At 71.8% G+C, this 12,762-nt stretch carries 13 protein-coding genes; 8 read left to right on the top strand and 5 right to left on the bottom strand.

Annotation, left to right across the window (positions count from 1 at the left end):
• The first annotated feature begins 31 nt into the window (after positions 1-31).
• Positions 32-775: a hypothetical protein gene (locus IPK71_16530; protein MBK8215348.1), complete on the top strand. Its 744-nt coding sequence runs from the start codon at positions 32-34 to the stop codon at positions 773-775.
• 10 nt (positions 776-785) lie between these two features.
• Here IPK71_16530 and IPK71_16525 read toward each other — a convergent pair whose 3' ends face one another.
• On the bottom strand, positions 786-1,685 hold the full coding sequence (locus IPK71_16525; GenBank protein ID MBK8215347.1) for an ATP-sensitive inward rectifier potassium channel 10: 900 nt from the start codon (positions 1,683-1,685) through the stop codon (positions 786-788).
• Positions 1,686-1,743: 58 nt separating this feature from the next.
• A complete protein-coding gene (locus IPK71_16520; protein MBK8215346.1) occupies positions 1,744-2,730 on the bottom strand; it encodes an aldo/keto reductase in 987 nt (328 codons plus the stop codon).
• A 56-nt stretch (positions 2,731-2,786) separates the two neighbouring features.
• On the opposite strand from IPK71_16520, the gene IPK71_16515 reads away from it, so the two are divergent.
• From IPK71_16515 to IPK71_16490, 6 genes are all read left to right on the top strand, one after another.
• The gene (locus tag IPK71_16515; protein ID MBK8215345.1) at positions 2,787-3,788 is read left to right on the top strand and encodes a LysR family transcriptional regulator; all 1,002 of its coding nucleotides are present in this window, start codon (positions 2,787-2,789) and stop codon (positions 3,786-3,788) included.
• Positions 3,789-3,976: 188 nt separating this feature from the next.
• Positions 3,977-4,993, top strand: a complete 1,017-nt coding sequence (locus IPK71_16510) for a hypothetical protein (GenBank protein ID MBK8215344.1) — start codon at positions 3,977-3,979, stop codon at positions 4,991-4,993.
• Positions 4,994-5,157: 164 nt separating this feature from the next.
• Positions 5,158-5,898 (top strand): 1-acyl-sn-glycerol-3-phosphate acyltransferase, encoded by a 741-nt coding sequence (locus tag IPK71_16505; protein MBK8215343.1) that lies wholly within the window; start codon positions 5,158-5,160, stop codon positions 5,896-5,898.
• Positions 5,899-6,343: 445 nt separating this feature from the next.
• Positions 6,344-6,922, top strand: coding sequence for an RNA polymerase sigma factor (locus IPK71_16500; protein ID MBK8215342.1), 579 nt, complete (start codon positions 6,344-6,346; stop codon positions 6,920-6,922).
• On the top strand, positions 6,919-7,743 hold the full coding sequence (locus IPK71_16495) for a hypothetical protein (protein MBK8215341.1): 825 nt from the start codon (positions 6,919-6,921) through the stop codon (positions 7,741-7,743). Before IPK71_16500 ends, IPK71_16495 begins: the two co-directional genes overlap by 4 nt.
• Positions 7,744-7,857: 114 nt before the next feature.
• A complete protein-coding gene (locus tag IPK71_16490) occupies positions 7,858-9,060 on the top strand; it encodes a hypothetical protein (GenBank protein ID MBK8215340.1) in 1,203 nt (400 codons plus the stop codon).
• An 88-nt stretch (positions 9,061-9,148) separates the two neighbouring features.
• On the opposite strand, the gene IPK71_16485 is transcribed toward IPK71_16490, so the two are convergent.
• The 3 genes from IPK71_16485 to IPK71_16475 all read right to left on the bottom strand — a co-directional run bounded on the left by IPK71_16485 (position 9,149) and on the right by IPK71_16475 (position 11,651).
• The gene (locus IPK71_16485; protein ID MBK8215339.1) at positions 9,149-9,565 is read right to left on the bottom strand and encodes a hypothetical protein; all 417 of its coding nucleotides are present in this window, start codon (positions 9,563-9,565) and stop codon (positions 9,149-9,151) included.
• Positions 9,566-9,741: 176 nt separating this feature from the next.
• Positions 9,742-11,007, bottom strand: a complete 1,266-nt coding sequence (locus tag IPK71_16480) for a hypothetical protein (GenBank protein ID MBK8215338.1) — start codon at positions 11,005-11,007, stop codon at positions 9,742-9,744.
• On the bottom strand, positions 11,004-11,651 hold the full coding sequence (locus IPK71_16475) for a hypothetical protein (protein MBK8215337.1): 648 nt from the start codon (positions 11,649-11,651) through the stop codon (positions 11,004-11,006). Before IPK71_16475 ends, IPK71_16480 begins: the two co-directional genes overlap by 4 nt.
• Positions 11,652-12,074: 423 nt before the next feature.
• On the opposite strand from IPK71_16475, the gene IPK71_16470 reads away from it, so the two are divergent.
• Positions 12,075-12,674 (top strand): hypothetical protein, encoded by a 600-nt coding sequence (locus IPK71_16470; GenBank protein ID MBK8215336.1) that lies wholly within the window; start codon positions 12,075-12,077, stop codon positions 12,672-12,674.
• Positions 12,675-12,762: the final 88 nt, after the last annotated feature.

Genomic DNA, 12,762 nt, shown 5'->3' with positions numbered 1-12,762 from the left:
GCGTCGACGTGGGCCGGCTACACCTTCGGGCGTGCCGCCCCGTCGCTCGTGCCTCTCGCTCGCCGCCCTCGTCGTGCTGCCCACCGTCGCCCTGGCGTGCACTCGTACGATCGATCTCGGCGGCAGCCTCGACGGCGCCGACACGGGCCCGGCCCTCGCGGGGGACGCTGGACCCACGATCGATGGCGAAACGTCGGGCGACACCGGGCCGGCGCCCGACGCGGGCCCGGGCGGCGACGCGGGCCCGGGCGGCGACGCGAGCCCCGAGGTCGACGCCGCGTCGTCCACCTTCGTCTTCGTCACCCGCTCGGTGTACGACGCGAACATGGGGGGGCTCGCGGGGGCCGATCAGCGGTGCCGCTCCTCGGCCACGGCCGCAAGGCTCCCCGGCACCTACCGCGCGTGGCTGTCGGACGCCACGACCGACGCCAAAGATCGCGTCCCGGACGGGGGCCCGTGGCTCGAGGTCGGCACGAACAAGGTGCTCTTCGCCACGCGCGCGTCGTTCGAGGGGTTCCCCGAGGCCCCGCTCCTCCGGGACGAATACGGGGACGTCGCGCCCGAGCGATGGTGGACCGGGACCTCGTCGAACGGGATCAAACATCCGAAGACGTGCCAGAGCTGGGCGACGAACGGGCAATTCGAGGGTGGGATGACGGGGCACCGGACCCAAGCCACCGGGCGCCCCGGAAAAGAGTGGACCGAAGACTCGGCTTACTCGTGTGTGACCTCCGAGCTCCAGAAGTACTCGCTCATATGCTTCGGGGTGAACTGACGCCCGGCGCTCAACGAGGCGCCTCTCCGTAGGGGAACCCGGGCAGGGCCTCGGTCGCGATGACGTCGTCGAACTTGCGGAGGTCCATCCGGACGACGTCGCTCTCGGGCTCCGAGAGCATGTCGGCCGGGCGCGCCCCCCACACGACGTTCTTCGCCGACCACGTCGCGCGGGCGTGCACGGGCTGCAGGGTGGTCTCGTCGGTGCCCGAGACCGCGAGCGAAAGCTCGATGTCCCCCGCCTCGAAGGACTCCGGGGTGTCCCGGAAGATCGGGCTGCGCTCGTCGATCACGTGCCGGAGCGTGAGCGCGCGGCCGAGCACACCCGTGCGCTCGTGGACGAGCGGCACATGCTCCGAGAAGTAGTGAGCCACCCCGTCTTTCCCCCGCGAGGTCCGCACGATCGTGAGGCGCGCCGAGGCGTCGAGGATCCCGGAGCGCCGCCGATTCCCCACGCGGATCATGAGCGTAGGTGTGCCCTCGAGCTCCCCGAGCGTCACCTTCGTGGAAAACCGCACCTTCGGGCGGGTGCGCGAGAACCTCATGAAGACGAGCCCCGTGGCGACGGCGGTGACGACGAGCCCGGTCAGCGACTCGAGCACCACGAGCAGGTTCGCGGGGTGAGTCTTCGGGAACATGGCGCCGTACCCCACCGTGCCCATGGTCTGCACGCTGAAGTAGAACGCGTCCGCGAACCCTCGCACCCCCTCGACGCCCCCCACGGCCAAGTACGCGAGGCCGAAGAGCGCGTTGAGCGCCACGTAGACCACCGCGATCACGCCGAGGAACGCAGACCACGAGACCGTGAGCAACACGTGCACGAGGTCGTCGAGGGAGGTGGGGTCGGCGCCGACGATCTCGATGCGGTAGTCGTCGAGCTTCGTGACCTCGGTGCGGGGGCTCCGTCGCATGGCCGAATCCTCGCTCGGCGGCGCGCGACGCTCACCCGAAATCCGCCGGGCGCGGGGCTCAGCCTTCGCTGTCGAGGTGGGCCATCTGGGCCTCAGCGTAGCGTGTGCCTGCGGCGGCGCCCACGGGGACGAGGCCCTCGAGCTCGGCGACCTCGGCGGAGGAGAGGGGCCTCTCGAGCGCCTTCACCATCGAGGCGACCTGAGCGGGCGTGCGAGCCCCGACGAGCGGCACGAAGTCGGGCTGCTTCGCGAGCACCCAGGCGATCGCCGTCTCGGCGGGTGTCTGGCCGCGAGCCTCGGCGAAGGCCGCGAGCTTCGCCACGAGGGCGTCGTTCCTCGCGCGGTTCTCGCCCGAGAAGCGCGGCAGGTAGGCGCGGAAGTCGGACGCGCCGGTCGGCGTTCGGCCGCCGAGGAGCCCGCGCGAGAGGGCGCCGTAGAGCGTCGCTCCGACGCCGAGCTCCCGCAGCACCGGGAAGATCTTGGCCTCGGGGGCCCGGCTCAGGAGCGAGTACTCGATCTGGAGGTCGGCGATCGGGTGCACGGCGGCCGCGCGGCGCACGGTCTCCGCGCCGACCTCGGAGAGCCCGATATGCCGCACGTAGCCCTGCTTCACGAGATCCGCGATGGCGCCGATGGTCTCTTCGATGGGCACGGAGGGGTCGAGCCGGGCGGGCCTGTACACGTCGATCACCTCGACGCCGAGCCGATTCAAGCTGTAGGCCGCGAAGCTCTTCACGGCTGCCGGCCGCCCGTCGACGCCGAGCCATGCCCCGTCGGGGCCGCGCAGCGCGCCGAACTTCACGGAGATCTTCACCTTGTCGCGGCGCCCTTCGATGGCGCGCCGGACGAGCTGCTCGTTCGCGCCCATCCCGTAGAAATCACCCGTATCGAGCAGGTCGACGCCCCGCTCGATCGCCTCGTGGATCGCCGCGACGCTCGTCGTGTCGTCGGCCGGCCCGTACATGCCCGACATGCTCATGCAGCCGAGCGCGATAGGAAACACCGAGGGGCCCTCGGCCCCGAGCCTTCTCTTGGTCGTCGTCATGCGAAGAAGCTAACGCGCGCGCGCCATACGACCAGTCGATAGGATAGATGAGTGACATGAACGGCGTCTATGGGAGGGACCTCGACCTCAACTTGCTCCGGGTGTTCGCCGTCGTCGCGAGCGAGGGGAGCGTGACCGCGGCGGCAGCTCGGCTCTACCTCACGCAGCCGGCCGTGAGCGCCGCGCTCGCCCGCCTCACGCGCGCCGTCGGGGCTCGCCTCTTCGTTCGAAAAGGGCGCGGGCTCGAGCTCTCCCCACGGGGAAGGAAGCTCGCCGAGGCCGCCACCCCTCACCTGACTGCGCTCGTCGAGGCCGCGCTCAGCCCGCCCTCCTTCGACCCACGCTCGAGCCGCGCCACCGCGCGGCTCGGGATGTCCGACGCACTAGAGGCTTGGGTCGTGCCGAAGCTCCTCCACGCCCTCCGGCTCGAGGCCCCCCAGATGCAGCTCGTGGTCACCGAGGTGCAGTTCCGGACCGTCGCCGAGGCGATCGCGTCTCGCCGGATCGACGCCGCGATCACGGTCGCCGACGAGCTCCCGAAGAGCGTCCGACGCCGGCCGCTCGCGCAAGGCAAGTTCCTCTGCCTCTTCGACCCTCGCCACGCGCGCATCGCGCCGCGGGCCCGAGCCGTCGACGAGCGCACCTACCTCGCGCACGAGCACGTGATCGTGTCGTACAACGCGGATCTCCGGGGCGTGGTCGAGGACGCCCTCGGCAAGACTCGAACCGTTCGCTGCTCGGTCGCGAGCTTCGCGTCGATCGGCCCCATCGTCGAGGGCTCGGCCCTCCTCGCGACCGTGCCCGCCGTCGTCGCCGCGAGGATCCTCCTCGAGCGGCCGAAGCTCCGCGCGGTAGACCTCCCCTTCTCGCCGGTCACAGGCACGATCGATCTCCTCTGGCCGAGCGCGCTCGACGACGAGCCGGCCGCGCGCTTCGTGCGCGACCTCGCCGAGAGGGTCGTGAAGGAGGCCACGCCCGGCGCCCCCGTTCGCCCCGGCACGAAGGCGAAGCTCCCACCCCGAAGCCCGACGCCGAGGGCCCGACGCCACGCGAGTTGACCCGCACGAAGCCGAGCACGAGAGGCTGCCGCAAGCGCCTTGGATAGGAAACGGGCTGGCGACGATCCGTCGTCGGCCTCTCCGCGAGGTCCTCGGGCGCCCCACGGTCGTCGGGCCCCCCGGCGCGGGAGCACGTTTGCACGGGGGGACGTCGCGTGCTCTCCTCCTCGCCCCTGGCAAGGTCCACGATGCCGTTCGCCCGCTCCGAAACGCTGCGACAACACCGCCTCGCGCGCCGTGTCTCCGTGGCCTTCTCGGTCGCCCTCGCCGCCGCGTGTGGGAGCCGAGAGGCGCACGCGGGCCCGACCGCGCCCGTCACCATCGCGGTCCGTGGCGAGCCGTGCCCCTCGGCCGACGCCGTGCTCGCCGCCCTGGGCTCCATCCTCGTGCGGACCGAGCTTCGCGCCACCTCGGGCGACGCCGACGTCACGCTCGAGGCGACCCGAGACGACGTGACCGTCACGGCGTTCGGCTCCTCCCGGGTCTTCTCCGGCTCCTGCGAGGAGCGCACGCGCCTCGTGTCGGCGTACGTCGCGCTCGGCCTCGAGCCCCCCGAGAGCGTGGAGCCGAAGCCTGCGCCTCTCGAGCCTACGCCGCCGAGACCGCCGCCCGTCCCACCTCCGGCGCCTCCTGCCCCGAGCCCGAGACCACCTCCTCCCCCGCCCCCCGCGCGCTCCACGTTGGCGCTCGATCTCGAGGCCCGCGGCGGCGCCCTCGGGGTTCCGGGAGGCTCGGCCCACGGGGGCGCGCTCGCCCCGACGTTCGGCCTCGGCGCGGCCGTCGGAAACGGGCGGCTCTTCGGCACGTTCGGCCTCGGCGTCGTGCTCCCGTACACGGTCGGCACACGCGGGCCCGACGTCACGCTCACGCGCCAGTCGGTGTCCCTCGGGCTCCGCGGCCTCGCGACGCGACGGAGCCTCGCCTTCTCTGCGGACGCGGCCCTCGCGCTCTCCCGGGTCACCATCGTGGCCGAGGGCCTCGCGAACGCCGAGCCCGAGACCTCGCGGGCTCAAATCGCGATCGTGCTCGGAGGAACGGCAGGCCTCGGCCTCACCCCTCGTCTCTCTCTCGTGGGTGGTCTCGAGGCCACCCTGACCCCCTCGCCCGACCGGCTCGCCCTCCGAAAGGCGGGCGACGTGGGCGCCACCCCGGCCGTCGGTCTCGCGGTCACCCTCGGCCTGAGGTTTCGGGCCACGGGGCCCTGAGCCTCGCGGACGTTTCGGGCTCTCGACGCGCCGTTCGCACGATTCGCGGCTTCGATACGGGCGACGGCGACCTGGCCCTCGGAGTCGACGGAGACGACGGGAGCGAGCGATGCGCTGTGGGTAGGCCTTCCTGCGCCCTCGCGGTTCGCGATATACGAGATCCCATGGGTCGGGCGCGCGATGTCGTTCGCTCCGCGGGGATCTGGGCGGGGATCGCCGGGGTCGTCGCGGTGGCGGTACCTCCGATGGTGATCGGCTACCCCCTCGTGCTCGTCGATCCGAACCGGGCGATCAGCGACTGGTACTTCCGGACCCTCGGAAAGGCGCTCGCGCGCGTGAACCCGCGCTGGAGGCTCCACGTGGAGGGCAAGGAGAAGCTCGCGCACGGCGCGCCGTTCGTGCTGGTGGTCAACCATCAGAGCTTCGCCGACCTCATCGCGATGTGCTTCCTCGACCACCCGACGAAGTACCTCGGTAAGGCGAGCGTGTTCGAGGTCCCGGTGTTCGGGTGGGCGCTGCGCATCGCCGGTGAGGTCCCCGTCGTGCGGGGCGACCGGGACAGCGGTCGGGGCGCCCTCGAGTCGCTCGGGCGCTGGCTCGAGCGAGGCGTGTCGGTCGCGCTCTTCCCGGAGGGCACGCGCAGCGAGAGCGGCGAGATCGGGGAGTTCAAGCTCGGGGCGTTCAAGCTCGCGATCGCCCACCGGCGGCCGATCGTGCCGATCGTCCTCGCCGGAGCGCGGGAGCTGCTCCCCAAGGGCTCGCTCGTGTTCAAGCGCGAGGCCGACATCCACGTTAGGGTGCTCGACCCGTTCCGCACGGACGACCTCACGATCGACGACGCGCCGCGGCTCGCGCGTGAGGTCCGCGACGCGATGGTCGCGGCGTACCGGGACCTGCCAGCGTAGCCGGCCACGCCCGACCGGCTCGCGCCCAGGCCGGCGACGTCGGCACCACCCCTACCGTCGGTCCAGGAGACTCCCTCGGGCGTCGCTCTCCGGCCACGGGGCCCGCTACGCGAGCCGCGCTTCGCGCTCAGCCCCCGAAATTCCTAGCTTTCTAGCAGCCTGTTGATTTTCGGACCGAGGCCGTTCGACGTCCGCGCCCGACTCGCCGAGGCGCGATCCGAGGAGCGCCCGGAGCCTACTTTTTAGGTGAGGACGACCCTTGGAAGTCCCCGACGGGGGACGCACCGCAGGATCGCAACGAAGGCGGTCGGGATGCGGCGGAGAGCGGCCGACGACCCTTGGAAGTCCCCGACGGGGGATGGGAGAAAATCAACGGGCTGCTAGCCCTCTTCGTTTTTTTTTCGGGCCGCTCGAAGGTTTTGGGGCCAAGGTGCCATCCACCCCCGTGGCCATCCTTTCGAACGTCCTCGACAGCGACTCCGACGCGACCTCGTCGCGCCAGGGCTCGCGCTCGGCCGAGGCCACGTTCGACGCCCTCTACGAGCGGCGCTTCGCGGACACCTGCCGGTTCGTGAGGGCTCTCGGCGGGCGCGCGGCCGACGTCGAGGACCTCGCCCAGGAGACGTTCCTCGTCGCGCGGCGCAAGCTCTCGGGCTTCGACGGCAAGAACGAGGCAGGCTGGCTCTTCGCGATCGCCCGCCACGTGGTGCGCAGCGAGCGCCGAAAGCGGTGGCTCTTGAGCTTCTTCTCCCCGCAGAAGACCGCGCCGCTCGACGACCTCGTGAGCCGCGACGCCGATCCCGAGGCGCGCCTCGCCCGCGCCGAGGACATGCGCCTCGCCGAGCGCGCCCTCGAGCGTTTGACCGAGAAGCGCCGCGTGCCGTTCGTGCTCTTCGAGCTCGAGGGGTACTCCGGCGAAGAGATCGCGACGTTGCTCGAGATCCCGGTGGCCACGGTGTGGACACGGCTCCACCACGCTCGGCGTGATTTTGCGGCGTTCGTCGCCGAGGAGGGCCCACGATGACGGCACACACGGATCCCGTGGACGACGCCGAGCCGACGCGCATCCTCGACGGCGACGCGCCGAACGAGGCCCGCACGCGCGCGCTGCTGGGCGCCCTCGGAGCGACGCGCGTCTCTCCCTCGGCGAAGGCCCGGGTGCGCCAGGCGCTCGACGCCGAGCGGAGCCCTCGCAAGACGACGACCGGGTGGCTCGTCCCTGCGCTCGCGGCCGCGATGCTGCTCGCGACGGCCGTCGCCGGGGCCTCGGGCGCCATCGGTCGGCGCTTGCCCTTCCTCGAGTCGGGCGCGCACGACGGCCCCTCGCACCCCGAGAAAATCCCTGCTGCGGCCACCCCCACGGCGACGGCGGTGCAAGGAGCGCCCGGTGTGCCCACGCGGCCTTCGGAGCCCGAGGCCCCCGAGCCCGCCATCGCCCCGAGCCCGCTCGTGAGCGTCGAAGCAGCGAGTGTCCCAGCACCTCCGCCCGTCGTTCGCGCACCGGAGACGCCACGCGCGCCTTCTCCAAAAGCATCCCCGGCCCCCTCGCCCGAGGCTCCCGCGGGCCCCGCGGCAGCTCCCCCGTCGTACGGCGGAGATCTCGTGGTCTCGGCCATGCGCGCGCTCCGCAAAGAGAACGATGCAGCGAAGGCCTCCCGCCTGCTCGCCGAGTACCGCGCCACACACGCCCGCGGGCCGCTCGACGAAGAAGCCTCGGCCCTCGCCATCGAAGCGGGCCTTCGCCTCGGCGACGGCTCCGCGCCCCGGCACGCCAAGGCGTATCTCGAGCGCTACCCCGAAGGGCGGTTCGCGCGGTTGGCCGAGAGCGCGCTCTCGCCGCGGTGAGCTTCGCATCCGGGCCCACGGCCTCGTGCCGGCGCGTCCTCGAATTTTCTTTCGCGGCGATAGAAGGTCTCGGCGAGAGCCCGACATAGGCGCGGAGAATCCCGAGGTCACCCCATGAAAATCTTCCTTCGTCCTCTCTCTCGCGTCACCCTCCCCCTCGCGCTCGCGGCCTTGGCCACGGCCTGCGGCGGCACCGTCCTCCTCGACGGCGAGCCCACCCCATCGCCCGACGGCGGCCCGGCTCCCACGCCTTCGGGCACCGTCCCCACGCCTTCGCCCTCCGGGAGCACCCCGACGGTTCCTCCCACGCCGGGCGCGTGCACGACCACGCCCGTGACGCTGGCGACCCTCCCCTCGCGCCGCGCCATCGGCCTCGCGCTCGGCTCGGGGTACGTCGCCGTGCTCGCCGAGATCACGGGCCCCAGCGTCCCCCCCGTGGCCCTGCGCGACGTGCACATGGTCCCCATCGGGACGCGCGAGGCCCCGAAGAACCTAGGCTCCGCGTCGCCCCTCACGAACACCGTCGAGGCGCGGGACAAGCTCGTCTACTTCGCGCAGGGCACGGGGATCGTCGAGCACGATCTCACGACCGGCAAGACCCGCCAGGTCACCGCCGCGGCCGGCCCGTTCGCCGTGACCGGCTCCGACATCCTCGTCGCCACGGCCGACACACGCTCGCTCCCGCCGCAGTCGACGATCACGGCCTACCCGCTCGGCCCCATCACCATCGCACCCCGCACGATCGCGAAGTACGTCGGCGAGGCCGCGAGCCTCTCCGCCCGAGGCAACGAGTGGGGCGCCGTGCTCACCGACGGCCGCGTCGCCCAGGGCGCGGGCTCGGGAGATCCCGTGATCTCCATGCCGCGCGGCGCGCGTGGGCCGGGCCACGTCACGAGCGCGGGCTTCGTGGTCGACGAGCGCCTCACGTGCGCCGAGGCGACGTGCAACCAAGCGCGTGTCACCTACTACCCGCTCTCCACCACGCCGACGCCCGCACCGCCGAACGCCGTGCCGTACACCGAGGCGGCGTTCACGACGATCCAGGCCTTCTTCGCCGACGACAAGGGCGCCGTGTTCCACGCGGCCGTCGCGAGCGGCGAAGAGCTCCGCGCGCGCGAGGCGATCGTCACGCACGGAGGCCCGGGCGGCACGTTCGCGACGGTTCTCGCCGACACCGGACGCCCCGTCGCCGCGATCACCGCCTCCAACGTCGTCAAGGACCTGGCCGATCTCTCGTGCGTCTACTGGATCGAGACCGACGCGTCGGACCCCGCGCCGGGCGCCGAGACGACCGTGGTGCGCATGGTGAAGCGCTGACCTCGTCCCCGCTGCGGTGTGCGAGGGGGCGCGGGGTTTTCATGGGGACCGCAACACGTGCGCCCCGCGAGCCCCGCGCCGCGTACGATCACGGCGTCGTGACCGTGCCCATCCCGGGCACCACGACCTTCGTGCCGCCGCCCGGGCCCGTCTGGACCTTCACGCCCCCGGCGTTGACCGAGGCCGCGCCGTTCGGGCCCGTCTGCACCGTGACGCCCTTGCCCGGAGCGCTCGCCGCGCCGACCGCGACGCCGCTCGGCGTGACCGCGACCTGAGCGCCGGGCGCCGCCACGTTGACGCCCTGCGCGCCCACGTTCACTGCGGCACCTTCGGTCGGTGCCGCGGCCTTCTCACCGCCGGCCTTCGCGGGCGCGGCGCTCGCGGGCCCCTCGGGCGCGGCGCTCTCGGTCTTCTTGTCGCACGCGGAGGTCGCGAGCGCGCCGAGGGAGAGCACGAGGACGAGGACGGGACGAGCGAGACGAGACGAGGAGAAAGGCATGTTCATGCCGAGTAGGGGAGCACACGACGTGCCACGACGTCACCTCACGTTCTCCTAGGAAACGCCGAGGCCAGCCTCTCCGCCCGCGTCACGAACGACGCACCCCGCTCGCGAACGCCGTGCGCCCTGCGTCGCCGCCGTCGCGCCAAGCCCGCGCTCCGCTCGGTCGCGCGCGCCTCCCCTCAGAAGAAGAGCTGCGTCTGGACGCGCACGCGGTTCGTCTCCACGTCGTCGACCGTCGGGGTGTCTCGGATCAGGTGAAAGTAGTCGAGCTGGATCTTCAGGTTGTGCCCCTTCGGGAAGAAGCCGATGCCGCCGCCGATCTCCCGATCGCGGTGCACCACGTCGCCGTCGAGCGGGCGAACTTCGCCGTAACGGAGCGCGAGGTCCCAGTGTTTGGCGAGGGGCGCCCCGACCTGCACGAGGTAGCCCACCGCGGAGCGTCCGCGCTCCACCACGGTCTTGCCGCTCGCGTCCACCTTCTCGCCGACGATCGGCCGGTCGGCCTTGCGGTAGTGGAGCTCGCCGAGCACCGAGAAGCCCCTCCACTTGAAGTGCATGTCGGCGACCGCGTGACGGTAGTCCACGGTGCCCGTCGTATACGACTCGGTCACCGTGCTCCGCACGCGGTTCGTGCTCTGGTTGTACGCCGTCGCGAAGCCGACCGAGAGCGCCGGCTTGTGCGAGTGCTCGAGATCCGCCTCGACGTAGTCGTCGAAGTCTCCGAAGGGGAGCATCTCCACGCGCGCCGCCCAAAGGAGCCCCGCGCGGTCCGCGATGCGGTTACGCCCGTCGCCCCCGAAGACCCCGGCGTTGTACCGGAGGCGCCCGCCGGCCCCGAGCAGATCTCGGCTGAAGAGCTGGACGCCCACGTCACGATCGAGGTTCATCTCGGCGTTCACGTTCGAGCGATCCACGAGCTCCAGGGCCGACGACGAGATCATGCGCTCGCGGCTGAAGGGCACCTTCATCTGCCCCGCGCGTACGCTCGCGTCGCGCACGTCGAGCCACTCCACGAAGGCGTCGCGCACCGGCACGAGCAGGTCCGGCTCCATGTCGCGCGTGGAGAAGCCGAGCTGGAAGTAGTAGCGCACGGACCGCTTCAGCACGTACCCCTGAAAGAGGAGGCGCATGCGCCGCACGAGGAACGAGGTGTCCACCGGCGCGCGCTCGCCCTTCGCGTCGGGCACGTTCTCCTCGACGGCGCCCTGCACCTGCACACGCGCGCGGATGTTGAGCTCGGTGTCGCCGTTGCTCGAGCCCACGGTGATGCCCTTGCCGTAGGCCGCGTCGATGCGCACGCCCCCGCGGGTCGTCGTCTCGGTCTTGGGGCGAGGCTCGGGGCGGGCGCCCTCTTCTTCGGCGAGCGCCGCCCGAGGCGCGAGGGTGAGCAGGGCGACGAGCGCCCACGCCTTCGTTTTGCCCCCGAGGGTGGCTCGCTCGGTCATTTGCCCTTGAGATCCGCGAGGAGCTGCGCCGCGAGATCCCGCAGCGCCGTGAGCTCCTCTTTGATGGCCGCGCGATCCTCGGGCGACCCCTTCGCGAACGCCTGCACCGCCGCCTTCCGGAACGGCGCGTCGAGCCGCTTCGTCATCGACGAGACACGCCTCGTCACGAACCGCGAGGTCTTCTTCTCCCGCGGGCGCTCCTTCGGCGCGAGGTGCGCCTTCACGTACGCCTTCGTGTCCCGGTGCGAGAGCTTCATCGCCGTCACGTGCTGCGCCCCCTCGCGGAGCGCATCTTCGGTGCCGAGCGGCAAGAGCAGCTCCTTCCGCCCCGCCTCGAGGTTTCGCCACGCCTCGTCTTGGATGCGCTTGTCGTACGCCGCGATCCGCACCGACGTGTGCAGCGCCTGTTTGGGCAACTTCAAGCTCGGCCCACCGGCGCGCTCCAAGAGCTCGCGCCACACCGCGTTGTCGCGTCGCCCCTCGAGCGCCGCCGTCGAGTCGTCCTCGAACACGTGCACGAGCAGCCACCGCCCGAGCTCCACCACCGCGTCCTCGATCGCGTCCCGCGAGAGCTCGCACCGGCGCAGCGCCTCCGCCAAGAGGAGCTTCTGGTCTTTCGTGAGCGGCGTGGAGAGGGTCGTCATGAGCCCGGAATCCTACACGCGATGCGCCCCCGAAATGGGCCTCGCGAACGGATCCGGCCCGTGACGACTTTCTCTCGCCGACCCCCTTCCATCCCCATGATTTCATTCGATTGACGCAAAAGTCCGGGCGCTCGGACTTTTGCGTCATTTGCGTCAATTTCGGGGCCCACCATGAGGGGCCTCGGGCTCGGCTTGGCCCCCCGACCTGCGTAGGTATCCCGACCATCGACGGGGCTCGCGAGCGAGGCGATCCGCGCGCGCACCTCGGCGAAGGCGCGAGGCAGACGCGTCGGCCGCGGCACCCGTGTCGCGCTGTGCCACCGGCGCACACTACGTTCCCACGCATTCGCGCGGCCGGGCGCGCGCCGCTCGCGGTACGACGCTTGCTCTACGCCCATCACCCCACGGACAGAGGTGACTCGAATGAAGCGTACGACCTGCCTCGCCACCTTCGTGCTCGTCGCGGCCACCTCCACCGGGTGCTTCGGCCGGATCGACCCCGCGGGGGGCGGCCCGGGCACCGACCCCGACCCGACCGAGCCCCCGCCGATCTCCCTCTTGCCGCCCGCGCCCACGGGCACCCCCGGCGCGAGCGGCAACGGCGGAGCACCGGCGTGCTGGCAGGAGGCACCGAACGTCCCGGCCTCCACCGGCCCGAGCGGCCGCATCGGCTCGTGCTCGCTCGTCGGCACGTGGGACTTCGAGGTCGGCTCGCACCCGCAGCCGAGGTTCCCCAAGACGGTGTGGTCCTTCGACGACCAAGGCCGCGCAGTCGGCGGCCCGCCGGGGACCGACGTGTGCACGGCGTTCCAGTGGTACGGAAGCTACTCGCTCGGCGAAAAGGGGTTCGCCACGAAGGACCTCCGCGGGAAGGACGCCCCGAGCTGCGGCTTCTCTGGCGGCTCGACGTTCACCGCGGAGTTCTCCGACGACTGCCGCACGCTGACGCTCCCACGGATCCTGACCGACAGCTGCACCGGTGGCGCCTTGTTCTACACGGGAAAGCTCACCCGACGCGACTGACGCGCCCGAGCGCGCCCGAGCCATCGGCCACGTCATCGCGACCGGCGATCCCGGTCGACTCGGGATCTTCGACGGCACGCTTCGGTGA

Source organism: Myxococcales bacterium, assembly GCA_016712525.1.
In the GTDB taxonomy this organism is placed as follows: domain Bacteria; phylum Myxococcota_A; class Polyangia; order Polyangiales; family Polyangiaceae; genus JAAFHV01.
This window is presented reverse-complemented; position numbering and strand designations above follow the sequence as displayed.